At 45.5% G+C, this 16,014-nt stretch carries 13 protein-coding genes; 7 read left to right on the forward strand and 6 right to left on the reverse strand.

What is annotated here, in order from left to right:
- Positions 1–9: 9 nt before the first annotated feature.
- Together DTQ70_RS02540 and DTQ70_RS02545 are read right to left on the reverse strand one after the other, a co-directional pair.
- On the reverse strand, positions 10–360 hold the full coding sequence (locus tag DTQ70_RS02540) for a DUF2200 domain-containing protein (protein ID WP_122929354.1): 351 nt from the start codon (positions 358–360) through the stop codon (positions 10–12).
- Between the two features lie 3 nt (positions 361–363).
- Positions 364–2,265, reverse strand: coding sequence for a S9 family peptidase (locus tag DTQ70_RS02545; RefSeq protein WP_122929355.1), 1,902 nt, complete (start codon positions 2,263–2,265; stop codon positions 364–366).
- A gap of 181 nt (positions 2,266–2,446) precedes the next feature.
- On the opposite strand from DTQ70_RS02545, the gene DTQ70_RS02550 reads away from it, so the two are divergent.
- Both DTQ70_RS02550 and DTQ70_RS02555 read left to right on the forward strand, forming a co-directional pair.
- Positions 2,447–2,632 carry a hypothetical protein gene (locus DTQ70_RS02550; RefSeq protein WP_122929356.1) on the forward strand — a complete coding sequence of 62 codons (186 nt, stop codon included), beginning with the start codon at positions 2,447–2,449 and terminating at the stop codon, positions 2,630–2,632.
- The gene (locus DTQ70_RS02555) at positions 2,622–3,044 is read left to right on the forward strand and encodes a PIN domain-containing protein (protein WP_122929357.1); all 423 of its coding nucleotides are present in this window, start codon (positions 2,622–2,624) and stop codon (positions 3,042–3,044) included. Before DTQ70_RS02550 ends, DTQ70_RS02555 begins: the two co-directional genes overlap by 11 nt.
- A 206-nt stretch (positions 3,045–3,250) precedes the next feature.
- Here DTQ70_RS02555 and DTQ70_RS02560 read toward each other — a convergent pair whose 3' ends face one another.
- The 4 genes from DTQ70_RS02560 to DTQ70_RS02575 form a co-directional block, all read right to left on the reverse strand.
- The gene (locus DTQ70_RS02560; protein ID WP_122929358.1) at positions 3,251–5,578 is read right to left on the reverse strand and encodes a glycoside hydrolase family 65 protein; all 2,328 of its coding nucleotides are present in this window, start codon (positions 5,576–5,578) and stop codon (positions 3,251–3,253) included.
- Positions 5,579–5,696: 118 nt separating this feature from the next.
- A complete protein-coding gene (locus DTQ70_RS02565; RefSeq protein ID WP_164489824.1) occupies positions 5,697–7,121 on the reverse strand; it encodes a TolC family protein in 1,425 nt (474 codons plus the stop codon).
- Between the two features lie 178 nt (positions 7,122–7,299).
- On the reverse strand, positions 7,300–8,661 hold the full coding sequence (locus DTQ70_RS02570) for an HlyD family secretion protein (RefSeq protein ID WP_122929360.1): 1,362 nt from the start codon (positions 8,659–8,661) through the stop codon (positions 7,300–7,302).
- 4 nt (positions 8,662–8,665) lie between these two features.
- Entirely contained in the window at positions 8,666–10,861 is a 2,196-nt protein-coding gene (locus tag DTQ70_RS02575) for a peptidase domain-containing ABC transporter (RefSeq protein ID WP_122929361.1), read from the reverse strand.
- A gap of 202 nt (positions 10,862–11,063) precedes the next feature.
- On the opposite strand from DTQ70_RS02575, the gene DTQ70_RS02580 reads away from it, so the two are divergent.
- The 5 genes from DTQ70_RS02580 (at position 11,064) to DTQ70_RS02600 (ending at position 15,994) form a co-directional block, all read left to right on the forward strand.
- Positions 11,064–11,735 (forward strand): hypothetical protein, encoded by a 672-nt coding sequence (locus tag DTQ70_RS02580; protein ID WP_164489825.1) that lies wholly within the window; start codon positions 11,064–11,066, stop codon positions 11,733–11,735.
- A 134-nt stretch (positions 11,736–11,869) separates the two neighbouring features.
- Complete coding sequence (locus DTQ70_RS02585) at positions 11,870–13,537, forward strand: S8 family serine peptidase (RefSeq protein WP_122929363.1); 1,668 nt, start codon at positions 11,870–11,872, stop codon at positions 13,535–13,537.
- A 13-nt stretch (positions 13,538–13,550) separates the two neighbouring features.
- Complete coding sequence (locus DTQ70_RS02590) at positions 13,551–14,249, forward strand: DsbA family oxidoreductase (protein WP_122929364.1); 699 nt, start codon at positions 13,551–13,553, stop codon at positions 14,247–14,249.
- Complete coding sequence (locus DTQ70_RS02595) at positions 14,249–15,367, forward strand: MFS transporter (protein WP_164489826.1); 1,119 nt, start codon at positions 14,249–14,251, stop codon at positions 15,365–15,367. Before DTQ70_RS02590 ends, DTQ70_RS02595 begins: the two co-directional genes overlap by 1 nt.
- A gap of 93 nt (positions 15,368–15,460) precedes the next feature.
- On the forward strand, positions 15,461–15,994 hold the full coding sequence (locus DTQ70_RS02600) for a DUF4833 domain-containing protein (RefSeq protein WP_164489827.1): 534 nt from the start codon (positions 15,461–15,463) through the stop codon (positions 15,992–15,994).
- The last annotated feature ends 20 nt before the right edge of the window (positions 15,995–16,014 follow it).

Here is a 16,014-nt window from a genome sequence, read left to right on the forward strand (position 1 = left end):
TTTGTTCTTTTATTTCCTTAATATTTTCTCAATCGCTTTGCCCTTCGCCAGTTCATCCACGAGTTTGTCCAAATAGCGAATTTTTTGCATCAAAGGGTCTTCAATATCTTCGATTCGATGTCCACAAATAACCCCCGTGATTTTATTAGCATTGGGGTTCATCAAAGGGGCTTGAGCAAAAAACGTTTCAAAATCAGTGCGTTCATCAAGCACTTTTTGAAGGGTAGCCTCGTCGTAGCCTGTTAGCCACTGAATGACTTGGTGCAATTCTTCTTTGCTACGTCCTTTCTTCTCAACTTTCTGAACATAATGCGGATAGACGCCCGCAAAAGCCATTTTATAAACTCGGGTATTGTTCATTTTCTACAAGGTTTCCTTCAACCATCGATAAAATTCATTTTGCCAAACTTGGGCATTTTGGGCGCGGAGTACCCAGTGATTTTCTTCGGGCAGCACCACCAATCGACTTTTGATACCCCTCAACTGCGCTGCTTGAAATGCTTGCAAGCCTTGTTCGAGGGGAACTCGGTAGTCTTTTTCACCGTGAAAAATCAAGATAGGCGTGTTCCATTTAGCGACAAAATTGCTGGGTGAAAATTGACTGTACGATTTTTGAGCTGCCGCATTTTTGGTGTCCCAGTACGGACCACCGTAGTCAAAATTAGGAAACCAAAGCTCTTCGGTAGAGCCATACATGCTGCGAAAATCAAAAATACCATCGTGGGCAATGAAGGTTTTGAAGCGATTGCTGTGCATACCTGCGAGCATAAATGCGGAGTAGCCACCGTAGCTGGCCCCCACGCAGCCCAACCGATTTTTATCGACAAAAGGCTCTTTGCTCACGTTATCAATCGCGGCCAAATAATCTTGCATCACAATACCGCCGTGGTCTTTGCTGATTTGTTCGTTCCATTTCGTACCGTGGCCAGGCATCCCGCGTCGGTTGGGAGCTACGACGATGTACCCGTTGGACGCCATGAGTTGAAAATTCCAGCGAAACGAATAAAACTGAGTCAGGGCGCTTTGTGGGCCACCTTGGCAGTAAAGCAAGGCAGGATATTTTTTGTTTTTGTCAAAATTTGGCGGATAAATCACCCATACCAACATGCTTTTCCCATCCACGGTTTTGACAAATCTGCGTTCGGTTTTGCACATTCCGAGGTTTGCGTAGGCTTCGTCGTTGACGTGGGTGAGTTGGGTCATGGTGCCGCTAGCAATATCCACGGTATATAATTCGCTGGCGTGGTTCATGTCCGCGCGGCTTACGACCAAGGTTTTTCCGCTTTGACCAATGATTCCATTTACGTCAAAATCCCCCTTGGTGATTTGCGTAATGATGGGCATCATTTTGGTCAAGCCAGGATAGGTCACCTGAAACAACTGCGACGTGCCGTTGGTCGCGGCGGTAAAAAACAAGCTACGCCCATCTTCACTCCACTTAAAACCGTCCACGTGTAGGTCGTCGCGCTGGGCGGTGAGGTTCATTTTAGTCGTGCCGTTGCTTACAATAATGTCTTGTTTATCAGATTCGTATCCGTCACGTTTCATTTGTAACCACGCGAGTTGCCCTTGTTGATTAAAGGCAGGTTGAAGGTCATAGCCTTTGTTATCTTCGGTGAGGTTGGTTGTCGTACCTGTGGCTAAATCGTAGGCGTACAAATCCGTATTGGTACTGATAGCGTAGGCTGTTCCAAATTTTTTCTTGGTTACATACACAACTTTTTTCCCGTCGTGACTCCACACAAAATCTTCGTCACCACCGTCGGGTTTGAGCGGGCAGTCGTGGGGCTCGCCTTCCATGAGGTCTTTGGCCGCCCCGCCTCCTGTAGGCGTGAGCATCACGTGCCCAAACTTGCCATCTTCCCATTCGTCCCAATGGCGATAATTGAGTTGGTCATAAATCAGGACGTTACTTTTTGAAAGCTGAGGGTAAGCATCTTTGCCCGTTACTTTCATCACTTTTACTTCTTCACTGCTGATTTTGAACTTTCCATCGGGCGAAATTTTAGGATTAACGAGTAGGTCGTCCACGTTGGTAATGAGTGAGGCATTTCCGCCGCCGATGGGAATAACGTACGTTTTGCTACTACTTTTGTTTTCGTCGATATTGGGCGTGCTGACGCTATAAACGACTGATTTGCCGTCTTTAGAAATTCCTTTACCACTTACCCGCCCCAATTTCCAGAGTTGTTCGGGAGTCAATAGCGTTTGGGCTTGGGCCGTTAAGCCCATGAAGAGTAGCCCAAGGAAGCCTAGATTTTTCATGCTGATTTTCAGGATAATGTTTGACAATCAAAGATAGAAAGGGAAAACATAAAGCCCAAAAAAGCCGTAGTGGTGTAAAATAATAGTAGTCATGCCCTAAGCATTTCCTGAGGCTAACAAGGATGTTTGTAAAGAGAATATGCTCCAATTTTATTAGATTTGTAGAAAACTATCAACTGAAATGGAAACAGTTACGATTAAAATCAAAAAAGAGTATGCCAATAGGATTTTGGAAGACCTCAAAGCCTTAGATGCTATTGATTTTGTGGGAGAGAATCTTACTCGCTCAAAAAAACGCGTTTTCAATGCCATTAGTGTCTCTACCAAAACCTTCAAGTTCAACAGAGACGACGCGAATGAAAGATAAGGTTTTTCTGGATACTAATATCTTGATTTATCTGTATTCCAACGACGATTTATGGAAAAAACAGGTTGTTAGTGAAATCGTAGCCAATACAAACGAAATTATAATTTCTACTCAAGTTTTAACCGAATTTTCAAATATCGGTTTTCGTAAACTTAATCTCAGTTCATTGGAGGTTGCAATCACTTTGGATGAATTAGCCACAAATTGTGAAATCAATATAAATACATTCAAAACCATTAAACAGGCTGTTTTGGTTAAAGAAAAATATCATTATTCTTGGTTTGATAGCTTGATTATTGCAGCGGCCCTTGAATCGAAATGTACTGCGCTGTATTCGGAAGATATGCACCATCAGCAGTTGATTGAAGGTTCTTTGATTATCGTCAATCCTTTTTATATAAAGCCATTGTAAGTCGCCAAAAGCTAGTGTACTTTATCATGCTGTAGCCTCGGTAGAGGCGAAACATTTGTAGTAGCAGCAGGATTTTTTATTTTTTGCTTCGGACGGGTAGCCCTTTAAGCATTTCTACCAAAAGCCTCGGAAAGCCGAAATATTTGTAATAAAAAAAAGCGGAGTCGTCAAACTCCGCTTTTTGGTAAGTACTATTTTTGGTTTTATTACCCTTTCACTATCTCGCTTGCCTGCGCCGTTACGGTAATTTCTGTCCCATTAATGACCAAACTCAACGCCTGAGACGAAAGGTTTTCTACTTCCACTTCGCCTGGGCGAACGGCTACGCGAACCACTTGCCCACGGAAACCAATTCTAAAGGAATAACCTTTCCATTGCTCAGGCAAAAAGGGCGTAAAGGCCAATTTGCCGCCTTGGATACGCATTCCCCCAAAACCCTTGACCACCGACATCCACGTGCCCGCCATACTGGTGATGTGTAGGCCGTCTTCGGTGTCGTTGTTGTAATCGTCGAGGTCGAGGCGCGAAGTACGAAGGTACATTTCGTACGCTTTTTCGTTGTAACCCAACTTCGCCGCCTGAATTACGTGTACGCAAGGCGATAGCGACGACTCGTGTACGGTCATGGGTTCGTAGAAATCAAAATTGCGACGGATGGTTTCGGTATCAAACTCTTCCTCAAAGAAATAAAGCCCCTGTAATACGTCAGCTTGTTTGATAAAACAGCTCCGCAAAATGCGGTCCCACGACCATTTTTGATTGATAGGACGGTGTTCTTTGATGTCTTCAACGGTCAATAGTTCTTTGTCCAAGAATCCATCTTGCTGCAAAAACACTTGTCGCTCGGCATCGTAAGGATAGTACATATTGTCCACAATGTGCTGCCATTTGGCTAATTCCTCCTCACTTAGTGTACCCAACACCGCAGGCTGTACCCCACTGTCGGCTGCCTGCAAACTGCTGACCGCTGACAGCGTATAACGCAAACACCAAGCGGCGAGGTAGTTGGTGTACCAGTTGTTGTTGACGTTGTTTTCGTATTCGTTAGGGCCAGTTACGCCCAGCATCACGTATTTTTTCTTGTCTGCCGACCAGTTGACGCGTTGCGCCCAAAAACGAGCAATTCCTACCAATACATCTAGGCCATACTCAGCCAAGTAAGCTTCGTCGCCCGTGTGACGAATGTAGTCGTGGATAGCGTAAGCAATGGCGCCGTTGCGGTGAATTTCCTCAAACGTAATTTCCCATTCGTTGTGGCATTCTTCGCCCGTCATGGTCACCATCGGATACAGTGCTGCACCGTTGTTGAAGCCCAGCATTGCGGCGTTTTCAATGGCCTTTTGGAGATGCTTGTGGCGGTAAACCAAGAGATTACGCGCTACTTTTTGGTCGGCCGTAGCGAGGTAAAATGGTAAACAATACGCCTCCGTATCCCAGTAGGTACTACCGCCGTATTTTTCGCCCGTGAAGCCTTTCGGGCCAATATTGAGGCGGGCGTCTTCACCCGTGTAGGTTTGTTCGAGTTGGAAAATGTTAAAACGAATCCCCTGCTGAGCAGCGTCAGTGCGACTGTCCGAATCGCCTTCGATGATGATGTCGTTTTGTGCCCAACGCTCGGCCCATGCTTGGGCTTGTTCGGCTTTCATTTGCTCAAAACCTTTGGCCGAAATCCGTGCGATATAGGCTTTGGCGTTGGGAAGGAGGTCGTCGATGGCGTGGTTCAACGAAGCCAAGTTAACGGCGTATTTGTACAACGTGATCTCTTCGTTGGCTTTGGCTTTTAGCTCAATTTTGCACGCAACATATTTCGCAGACTTAACAGGTTTGCTTTGGAAATCAACACTTTCTCCGTTTATGAGAATGTCAATTTTCATTCCTGTACATACGTTGAACAACTCCGTTTTGAACGGGGTGTCTTTCGTACGCATCTCAAGATACGCTTCGCCAAAAGCGGTTTCTTTGTGGATTTCGTCCCAAAATTTCTCGCCGTAATTGGAGTCTTTGTTGCTAATATCACCATCGAGCGAAGGCGTCAGGGTGATAGTGCCGTCAAAATTAAGCGGCGTTACCAAATAGCGAATCGCTCCCGCTTCGTCGTCAACAATGCTGCAAAAGCGTTGGGCTTGAACGCGCACCTGTTTGCCGCTGGCGAGGGTAGCCACGAAAGTACGCTCCAAAATACCCTCTTTCATGTTGAGCACACGCGAGTAATCCGAAACGGTGCAGGTTGCCAAATCGAGCGTTTCCCCCTCAATGTCAACGTTGACGCCAATCCAATTGCAAGCATTGAGGACTTTGGCAAAATAGCGCGGATAGCCGTTTTTCCACCAACCTACGCGGGTTTTGTCGGGATAAAAAACCCCTGCAACGTAGTTTCCGAGAAGAGTTTTGCCAGAAAATTGTTCTTCAAAGTTGCCTCGCTGACCCATGCGGCCGTTGCCAAGGCTGGTAAGACTTTCGGTGATTTCGTTGTATTCAGGATAAAATCCTTCTTCGATAATGCACCAAGGGTCGTGTTTTATGTAATTTTTCATCGTTAGAAGAGCCCACCCACTAGGGAAAGTGTTTAATCAGACCCCAAAATTAGGCATTTCGGGCGAGGGTTTTTATAACGATTTTTTCAATAATTAGTGGCGAGTTACCTTTTCGTGTTTACCACTCACTCAAACCTGCCGAAAATAAGAGCGTGGCTTTGGCTTTTTCGTACTTCGATTTCATGGATTCGAGCTTCACTTTCAGTTCATTGAGTTTCGACTCGCGCATGTTCAGTTGAAGTAGTTGGGTTTCTCCAATGGCAAACCGCTGCTCGTCGGCCCGTAGTACTTGGGCTTGACGTTCAATGGCAACTTGCTGGTTTTGAATTTGTTTTTCGAGGTTCAGCACTTCGTTGTACGATGCCTGGACGTCGTTGTTGATTTCGCGACGAACTTGCTGGAGTTCGAGGTTATTTTGAGCTTGTTTGATGCGGATAGTTTCGAGTTTACCGCGTTCTTTACGAAATAGCAACGGCATCGAAAAATCAACGTTCAGCTTGTAAAAAGCAGGAAACGGCCCCGTATTGGGTATTTCGAGCCCCGTGATAAAGCGGTGTGTATAGTTGAGCGACGACAGCCCAATGTCGAATTTGGGTTTGAGCATTTCGCGCCCTAAACGCTCGTCAATACGTAATTGCTGGGTTTTAATGTCCAACTTTTGAATTTCGGGATGTTTTTGTCGGGAAATGTCCAATAGTTGTGTAAGCGTATTGCTATCAATGCGTTGGGCAGGACTAAGCTGAGGAACGGCATTGCTGGGTAACTCACGCGGGCCATTGTTGTCGTCCCACAAATAATTTGACAGAATGAGGCGGGCATTTTGAAAATCTACCAAGGCTTGGTCGAGCATAATTCGTCGGTCGAGGAGCGTAACTTGGGCATCGGCGGTATCCACAGCGGGTAAGTCGCCTTGCGCTACGCGTTTTTTGACCAAATCGTACCGTTGTACGGCCAAGTCGTGAAATTCTTGGACGAGGGCGTAGTTTCGGTACGCAAAGTACCACGTCCAGTACTCTTTGGCAGCTGAAAGTATCAATTTATTGACCAACTTAACGCGTTCTACTTCGGCCATGTTCTGAAACAAACGGGCGTTTTGGAGGGTTGCACGGCGTTCGTCGATAACAAATCGCTGCAAGACGGGAACGGTGAAACCTACGTAACTAAGACCGTCGATGGGGGTACGAATATCGGTGCCCAGCACGTCGCCAACGTTCCGTTCAAAACCCGCTTTTACGTCAATTCCTCCCCAATAAAGGGGTACTTTAAGCTGGTTGTCCCAAAAGTTAAAATAGGCTTTGTTATCAAAAAATTTACGGTCAAAATTAGCTTCTAATTTTGGGTCAAAGCCTCCTTTGGCCATCAAGAGCTCAGCTTTGGCTTGGTCAGATAGGTTGTTGGCTTGCCGCAGTACGGGGTGGTTTTTGGTCACCAACTCATAAAAATCGCGGTAAGAAAACACCTTGCTTGTGTCGGTCTGTGCCCATATAGGTGAAAAACCCACGAAGCAAAGTAGAACAACAAATAACTTTATGACGAATTTCATCGATGTACACTTTTTATTTTTTTTCATTCCGACCAAGGACAGTGCCGCCCGTGCGGAAATTTAGCTTTTTGCTTACAGTTTCGTCGGGTTGTGAGCAACCCGACGCACGCTATTGTTGATTTGTGAGCAACCCGACGCACGTAAATTTGCCCCTTGCGAATTTGCCCTTTGCCTCTTTTTATTTTTTCTCCTTCTCTTCCATAGGTAAAATATCGCTGAGGTAGTCAGGCGGGAACCCGTTGAGTTGGCGCCATACTTCCCACCAAATTGGGACGTCTTTGAGCATCACAAAACCATTCACCCCCGAACCAATGCGAAGCTGATCGGGCCATTTGTCGTTTTCGTTACCCTCGTGGTCTGACTTGATAAGGAGACGGTACTCCCCGTTTTTACTGTTGACGCGGTCAACAATGGCTACTGTTCCGCCAAAAGTTCCGACTGAAGTACCAGGCCAGCCCGAAAACTGTAACGCAGGCCATCCGTCAAATTCTAACCGTACGTGGCGGCCAGGTTGGATAAGCGATAAATCCATTGCTTTTATGTATAATTCGACTGCCAAGTCGGGTTTATCGGGTTGTAATGTTACAATGGATTCTCCCTCTTTGATTGTTTCACCAATCCCTGCTTTCAGGGTTTTGACGATATACCCATCTTGGGGAGCATGAACGACGTATTGTTCACGACGGATGCGGATATTTTCGTATTTGTTTTTAAGTTTTGATAATTCAGATTCTCCATCGGCGAGGCTTGACAAAGCTGAACTACGGTCTGAGAAAGATTTGGCAATATCTTTCTGATACTCAGCTTGGACAGAACTAAGCTCAATTCGGGCATTGATGAGTTCATTGCGTGAAATAGCTAACTTCTGGCTTTGAGATACAACTTTTGCTTGGTCTTCTTGAAATTTTACACGGCGACTCTCCAGGTCCACCAACGAAATCGTTCCGTCTTTGTACATGGCTTCGCCGCGTTCAAGGCGTTCTTTGGTTATATCAAAACCGCGAGTTATTGCGACAAGGTCAGCACTATCACTTCTTACTTTGAGTCCAGATTGGAGAAGTTTATTTCGAGTTTTTTCTAAGCTCAATTGAAGCCCTTGTCGTAATGCAGAAATCTGATTGTCTGTGGCTTGAATTTTGGCATTATAAGCATTGATGGCCTCTTGTTTGGCTTGGATTTGCTCCTGTGTTCTGACGAGCACTTGGGGGTCAAAATAATCGTCTTTGATTTCGGAAATAGTTAAGAGTGTATCGCCTTTTTTAACGTAATCGCCTTCCCGAACGTGCCAATGTTGAATTTGTCCAGCTACGGCGTTTTGAATGTTTTGTGGTCGGTCTTTGGGCGTAAGTGCGGTGACGTAGCCTTTTCCGTTGATGTTTTGTTGCCATGGCAAAAACATCACCAGAACTAAAACAATGACAATACCCAAAATCCAGCGATACACAATTCGGGCAGTTTTGGGCGAATGGAGCGTATGAAGTGAGTTGACTTCGTTTTCGATGGCGGGTACATTGACCCGCTGTTTTGATATATTGAGCATGGTCTTAGTTTTCGAGCGTTGCAACGTGCTTTAATACAGTTTTATAGGGGCCTTCGGCAAGTATTTGGCCTTCTTCCAAGACCACAACACGGTCACAGGCACCCATGAATGCAGGGTCATTGGAAAGCACTACGAGCGTCCACTCATGAGAAGGGTCAGTCAAAAACTCAATGATTCGGATGCGTTCGCTGCGTTCTATTTGCCGAAGGGCATCGGTATATAAGAGCAATTTAGGCTGAGTGAGCAAACAACGTGCAAGGGCTATTTTGGTGACAAAACTCAGCGAGAAATGGCGCCCTCCCGAAATAATGGAGGTAGCAAGGCCATCGGGTAATTGGGCAATTTCTTCAGTAAGGTGTAATTTGTCTAAGGCATCTTTGACGCGTTCCAACGTAATTCCTGCCCGCCCCATGGTCAGATTTTCGAGAATAGTGCCGTCGAAAATTTCTTGGTTGGGAAAGTTCATACTCAGGTAGTTCCTAAGGGTGGTGATGTCTAAGTCGTGCATAGAAATCCCGTTGTAAATAAGGCTACCTTCATACTCAGTGAGTACCCCCGAAAGCAATTTTAGAAGGGTATGTTTTCCTGAACCGTTTTGCCCCGTCAAACAAACCCGCTCACCAGGTTGAACGTCCATCGAAATTCCTTTGATGGCAGGATGAGAAGCATCGGGATAAGTATAGCTTAAATTACGCGTTTTAAGCTCAAGTCCTTTGGGGAACTGAGTGGCTGAAAAACGAAAACCGCCTTCTTTTTCTAACGTTAAGTCCGAAACGTACCCCAATTTATCGACGGCAGTAAGAAGGTCAAAAACCACATCAATACTTAGAAGTAATTTTTCAACGGCCGCCGTCAACAAGACAATCACGATTTCGGAGGCTACGAACTGCCCCAGCGAAATTTGGCGGTTGACAAGCAGGTAGGTGCCCAAAATCAATAACCCACCGATGACAAGAACTTTAAATGCCAACGAATAGTAATAAAACCCTTTTAAGATTTTGAAGTGTTTGTTACGGTAGGTGAGGTAATTGGTCACGAGTCCGTCCATGCGTTGAATGGGGAGGTGGGTCGAACCTGCCGTTTTAAACGAAAATAAGGTACTGGCCATTCCTTCAAGCCAAGCTACTACCCGATATTTATATTTTGATTCTTTAATGCTCGTTTCCATTCCCTTACGGCCATTGATGCGAATGATGGCCAAGAAAATAAGAATGACAAACAAACTAAATGCAATAAAGAAAGGGTGGTAAAACGAAAGCAAAAGCAACCCAAAAATGATTTGTAATAAAGCAGCAGTGAGCTCAATCAAAAACTTTGGAAGCGATTTTTGGATGGTCAGGACGTCAAAGAAACGGTTCATAAGCTCCGTAGGATTGTCCTGGCGAAGGGCTTCGTATTTCAACCGCGGCACACGATAGGTGAACTCAAAAGCAGCTTTGGCAAAAATTCGCATTTGGAGGGTTTCGACCAAAGCTACTTGGATGATTTGCATAATACCACTTCCGATAAGCCCTAAAACGACCAAGCCCATCAGTACATAAACGGAGCTAAACACCGAACCACTCGAAACCAAGCTAAAAATGGCTTGTACGCCTAATGGCAACACAAGGCTGATAAGCCCCACGACGACGGCATAAAAATAGATGTAACCAATGTCCTTGCGTTCGTTGCGCAGCAGACGCATTAATCGCTGAACGGGACTGAGAATTTCGTTTTCGGTTTGACTTAGGGTGCTGTCGTCGCTCACCAAAGGTTGCATCGGAAATGCCGTAATGTACAGCACTTGTCCGTTTTTGGTACTATCCGATTGGTTTTCAAATACCAAAGGCGATAAGACTTCAGAGGAGCTGTGATGAGGACGATTTTCGATGATGGGGCTCCACTGAACGTTAGCACCTTGGAAGTCTTTACCGACGATGACAGGGGTGAGTCCGAGATTGTGCTTTTCAAAATAAAGTACGGGATGGGTAGCCGATTCAATAAATGGAACAAATTGATTCTTTGGTAAGCAATTAACGACCAACGTAAGGTTGTTGTGCCGCGCGCTTCGGTGAAGATCTTCAATAAACCGATGGATGTCGGTTCCTGAATATGAAGACGTTTGCTCGACTTGATCGTAAGTCGTTCGGTGGGTTACAACGGGTTGCCCAGTCGAAATGGCAAGTTGTTCTACAATTTGCCTTATATACTGCGAATTCATGCGGTTTCTTGGATGGGTTGATAGTTGAAAAAGCAATAGACCGTTATATTTGTTCCAATATTAATTAATTCTAACTCAATTCTAATATAGGTCTATTTTGGCAAACAAAGACGAAAATAGGACAATGAGGCATGTACATTTTGCTTTTCGTATGACCATTTTGTTAAGAAATTGTTCTTTACTAAACTGGACTTTGGTAGGCATGGTTTTGACTTTTGGGATAAATTCTTGTACCTCTCCCTGCGACGATTGCGGAACTACGTTGAAAGGTAGTGAATTTTTCCCAATGGAGGTAGGGCGATTTGTGGAATATGACGTAAACGAAGTAGAAGTAGCCCTTGGGCGCCCAGCAGTGGTTCGGGCGTTTCAATGGAAAGAACAAGTGGCAGAAAGTTATCTTGACCCTGCGGGAGAGAAAGTGTATCGCATTGCTCGTTTTCGTCGAACACTGGAAGGCCAGTCGTGGACGCCAGATTCTACGTTTACGGTACGGTTAAAAATTGATTATGCAGTCCGCAACGAAAGTGGTCGAGAGTACGTAAAAATGGTATTTCCTCCTTCCGAAAAACGTTCGTGGAATGGGAATATTTACAACAATTTGGGGGAAGATGAGTATGTACTAAAAGACGTAAATAAAGCGTTGAAAATAGCAGGAACTGCCTTTGACCGAACGGTAACCGTGGTTCAGCAAAACGACTCGACGCTGGTGAATCAAGATAAACGGATAGAAACATACGCAGTAGGAGTGGGGTTGATTTATCGGGAACGAATTAATGTGCAATTTTGCTCATCCACGCCTTCCTGCATTGGCAAGGCACAAATAGATTTTGGAACACGGCAGTTCGTTCGTTTTAAACGTGCAGGCGTAGAGTAGGTGGGAGGGTTGCTGATGTGGTGAGGGTTGCTGATGTGTGGTGAGGGTTGCTCACAACCCGACGAGAGAGTGTTGAATTTGGATTTCTAAGTGGTATTTACTAGAAAAAATAAATATATAAAAAACATATACAAATGATTGACAATCAGAAGGGTAAATGGATTTTTGTGGCCGTGTTTACTTGGCTTTTTATGTGGGGTGGGATGGGGCAGGCGCAGACCGCCAAGTACTTGGTTTTATTAAAAGACAAAACAGGTACGCCCTTTACGACTGACAAGCCCACGGCCTATCTGAGTCAGCGCTCGGTAGATCGTCGTTCGCGGCAAGGGATTGCGTTGACGTCGAGAGATTTGCCTGTCAATCCTAGTTATGTATCTCAAATTCGCCAAACGGGTGCCAAGGTTTGGTACACTTCCCGTTGGTTGAATGCTGTATTGGTTGAAGCAACCTCAGCCCAACTGACGGCAATTCGAGCGTTGTCGTCGGTGAAAGAGATTGAGTTTAACCGTGCCCTTCGTACGGCTCGTTTGTCGGCCGAAAAACAAACCAATGCCACGCAGCAAAAATTTGGAATGGATGCTTTCAACTACGGAGCTTCGCTTAGCCAAATCCAAATGTTGGGTGTCGATGCCATGCACGACCAAGGCTACAATGGCAAAGGAATGCTGGTGGCGATTTTGGATGCAGGTTTTTTAAACTCCAATACCAACCCTGCTTTGAGTGCGTTGTTTACCGAAAAACGCGTAGTTACTACCTACGATTTTGTCAAAAATGAAACTAGCGTTTACGAAGACCATTCGCACGGAAACAACGTGTTTAGCATCATGGCAAGCTTTAAAGAAAATAGTTTGATTGGCCCAGCTTACGGAGCTTCTTATGCGTTGCTAAGAACCGAAGATGACAATAGTGAATCACGTTTGGAGGAAGCCAATTGGCTGATTGCTGCCGAATATGCCGACAGTTTGGGCGTCGATGTCATCAACACTTCATTGGGGTATAATCAGTTTGATAACGAAGCCGATGACTATACCTATGCCGACATGAACGGTAAAACGACGCTCATTACACGGGCCGCCGATTGGGCAGCAGCAACAGGCATGATAGTGGTTGCCTCGGCGGGAAACGAAGGGGCGAGTGCGTGGAAATACATTTCAGCTCCTGCCGATGCTGACTCAGTATTGGCAGTGGGTGCGGTCGGCAGCACCAAAGCGTTGGCGTCTTTTAGTTCCATTGGCCCTTCAGCCGACGGGCGGGTTAAGCCTGATGTTTGTGCCCAAGGGGCTTTAACAGTACTTTCAAATCAAGCAGGTACGGTAACGGCGGGCAATGGAACGTCATATTCGGCTCCGTTGATTGCGGGCTTGGTGACGGCTTTTTGGCAATCGCAACCGCAACTCACGGCCATGCAAGTCATTGATTGTATTCGCCGAGCAGGAGATCGTTTTGCCAGCCCAACCCCTCAATTTGGCTACGGCATTCCCACTTTTGCGGCGGCAACGGAGGTAGCACGGGCCAAATATCTGCCCATGGGGGTGGGTGGAAATAAGCCAACGGAAGCCATTGTATTTCCAAATCCATTGGAGAATGCCAATGCGTTACAGATTCAATGGGGAGCAGAATTTACGGGGAAAAAAGTGGAAGTTGCACTAACAGACGTGGCGGGAAGAGTGTGGTTACAGCAGTCGGTCATGGCCAACGAACCATCAAGTAAACTAACCCTACCGATGGCAATGCCTCAAGGGACTTATGTATTAAAAATGAACGATAACGAACGCGTGCGGGTTTTGAAAGTAATCAAATAAGAAAAAAGTTTACATGAAACCACACATTAAAATCGACATTGTTTCGGACGTTGTTTGTCCGTGGTGCTACATCGGAAAGCGCCGTTTGGAAAAAGCCGTTGACCAACTCAAAGACGATTATACGTTTGAAATCAGCTATTTGCCTTTTCAGCTTTCGCCCGATACGCCCCTGGAAGGAGAAAATATGAAGGAACGGCTTTCGGCCAAATTTGGCGGAGAAGAGCGTTTTTATGAATTGACCAACCAAGTGTCGAACGTGGCGGCGGGAGAAGGACTAGAGTTTGATTTGTTGAACCAATCAATTTCACCCAACACGCACGGTTTGCACCGTTTGGTTTGGTTTGCCCAGCAAAAAGGCAAACAATTGGCGCTGGTAGAGGCATTTTTTAAAGCTTATTTTGAAGACCGTGTTAATCTTGCCAATGTCGAAAATGTAGTAGCAGTGGCGCAATCGGTAGGATTAGATGCGGAAGAGGTTCGTCAGTTTATTGCCTCTGATAAAGGAGCAGAAGAAGTGGACCAACTTCTTTATCAAAACCGTTTGATGGGCGTGAGCGGCGTGCCGTATTATATCATCAACGACAAATACGCGGTGTCGGGTGCGCAGCCAACGGACTTGTTTTTGCAGGCATTGCCAGATATTGCGGTAAAAGCCCCCATTCAAGCCCCGACGCAAGGAGAAGCGTGTGACCTCGAAACGGGTGTATGCTAATGCCGCCTTTTCGCATTATTTCGTTTGCGTTGTTGCTAGTTACGTTGGCCGTCAATATCTCGATGCCACTTTTTCGGGTATATGCGGCTGAAGCGGGTTTAAGCAACGGCCAAACGGCCTTGGTCTTGGCAGCGTACATCACAGGTATGCTGCCTTGTTACGTTTTTTTAGGAGGTATTTCCGACCGAATTGGACGTAAACCTGTGCTGATTGTCAGCGTTTTTTGTTCATTTTTAGCTACCCTCGTCATTACTCTTTTTCCCAATGTCACGGCTTTGGTTTTTGCTCGGATGTTACAAGGAATTGCCCTGGCGTTGAGTATGGGAACTGGTACCGCTTATTTAACAGAAGTGTTGTACCCTGACAAAAATGCCCCAACCAAAGCCGCTAATTTGGCTTCACTTTCTACGGCAATTGGTTTCAGCGGAGGTGCACTTGCCACAACTCTGTATTTACTTGTTGATTTTCAGCTTGTTCCGCCTACCTATTATTTGCTTTTGGGTACTACTTTTATTGGGCTTATCCTTCTTATTACGTTGCCCAACCCCAAACCGATTGGTGGAAATATCCTTCGACTCCCGTATTTTCCCAAAGGCTCTTTCCCCGTCAACATGGCTATTGCGATTTGCTGGGCGGCAACGGGCACGGTCATTGCCATTATCCCAACGCAACTGGCAAAATTTAACCTGACGCCTTACGCGGGTTTTTGCTTGGTATTAATCAATTGGACGGGCGCTTTCTTGCAACCTTTTATTCGCAAAAACGACCCTAAACAATCCGTTCGCATTGGTTATGTGCTGGTGCCATTGGGCTTTGGACTGGTGGTGTTGGGTAGTCATTTGGGGCAATTGTGGGTAATTTTGAGCGGGACAACACTCATTGGCTTGGCGGCTTACGGCTTTTCGTATGTGGGAGGGCTGGCATTGATTGCCAACTACGGCGGAGTTCAACGGGCAAGGGCCGTGTCAGGCTATATGTTTATGGGGTACATCGGCTTCGGAATTCCAGCCATTTTTCTTGGCTACTTGTCTGACCACGTTGGAATTGTCAATGCCTTATTAGTGTTTGAAGTGGTGATTAGTGCTTTGACGGTTTATTTACTTCGTATTTTTCGGTAAAAGATTATTTGAAAAAATAGTGGAAGAAATAGGGGGAAGGTGATTTTGAGTTGTCATCACTTCAAAGGTCTTAAAAACAACCTCTATACAGCTATGAAATTTTTAAGTATGCTTCTGGTAACAGGAGCGTTGGGTACTTTTTGTGCCGATGAAACGCCTTCAAAACTCCATTTTCCCGAGCCTCCGCGCACATCAAACCATTTGTTCTACATCCAACGGAGCAACAACACCAATACCGTCATGTACGAAGCGAATGTCGGTTCTGACAAAAAATTAGACCATGAAAGCCCAATGAACGTATATTGGATACGGTACGCCGAACGCGGGCAGCGCGAAGACCTCTCGACGCTTCAATGGCGGTTGGCGTATGGCTACAAACACCATTCAACTCCTAGTGCTAACACCTACGAAATTTCCTTGAATGCGTTAAAAAAACGTCAAATTTGGGTGACGTACCAAGAGAATAAACCCGTGGCTATGACCCACATCAATGGCCGTAAAGTGCTGTTACAGAAAGTGTTTGTGCAGTTAGCTAACAATGCGTTTATTCCAAAAGTAAAGTACGTAGAGCTTTTTGGGGTCGAAAACGACAACCGTACCAAAGCGTATGAACGTATTGATATTTAGTGATTTCTTGTTTGATATTC

This window comes from Runella sp. SP2, from assembly GCF_003711225.1.
Taxonomy (GTDB): domain Bacteria; phylum Bacteroidota; class Bacteroidia; order Cytophagales; family Spirosomataceae; genus Runella.

Coding starts and splice junctions, on each gene's coding strand:
- DTQ70_RS02540 (WP_122929354.1), bottom strand. CDS start 360: ATGAACAATACCCGAGTTTATAAAATGGCTTTTGCGGGCGTCTATCCG.
- DTQ70_RS02545 (WP_122929355.1), bottom strand. CDS start 2,265: ATGAAAAATCTAGGCTTCCTTGGGCTACTCTTCATGGGCTTAACGGCC.
- DTQ70_RS02550 (WP_122929356.1), top strand. CDS start 2,447: ATGGAAACAGTTACGATTAAAATCAAAAAAGAGTATGCCAATAGGATT.
- DTQ70_RS02555 (WP_122929357.1), top strand. CDS start 2,622: ATGAAAGATAAGGTTTTTCTGGATACTAATATCTTGATTTATCTGTAT.
- DTQ70_RS02560 (WP_122929358.1), bottom strand. CDS start 5,578: ATGAAAAATTACATAAAACACGACCCTTGGTGCATTATCGAAGAAGGA.
- DTQ70_RS02565 (WP_164489824.1), bottom strand. CDS start 7,121: ATGAAATTCGTCATAAAGTTATTTGTTGTTCTACTTTGCTTCGTGGGT.
- DTQ70_RS02570 (WP_122929360.1), bottom strand. CDS start 8,661: ATGCTCAATATATCAAAACAGCGGGTCAATGTACCCGCCATCGAAAAC.
- DTQ70_RS02575 (WP_122929361.1), bottom strand. CDS start 10,861: ATGAATTCGCAGTATATAAGGCAAATTGTAGAACAACTTGCCATTTCG.
- DTQ70_RS02580 (WP_164489825.1), top strand. CDS start 11,064: ATGGTTTTGACTTTTGGGATAAATTCTTGTACCTCTCCCTGCGACGAT.
- DTQ70_RS02585 (WP_122929363.1), top strand. CDS start 11,870: ATGATTGACAATCAGAAGGGTAAATGGATTTTTGTGGCCGTGTTTACT.
- DTQ70_RS02590 (WP_122929364.1), top strand. CDS start 13,551: ATGAAACCACACATTAAAATCGACATTGTTTCGGACGTTGTTTGTCCG.
- DTQ70_RS02595 (WP_164489826.1), top strand. CDS start 14,249: ATGCCGCCTTTTCGCATTATTTCGTTTGCGTTGTTGCTAGTTACGTTG.
- DTQ70_RS02600 (WP_164489827.1), top strand. CDS start 15,461: ATGAAATTTTTAAGTATGCTTCTGGTAACAGGAGCGTTGGGTACTTTT.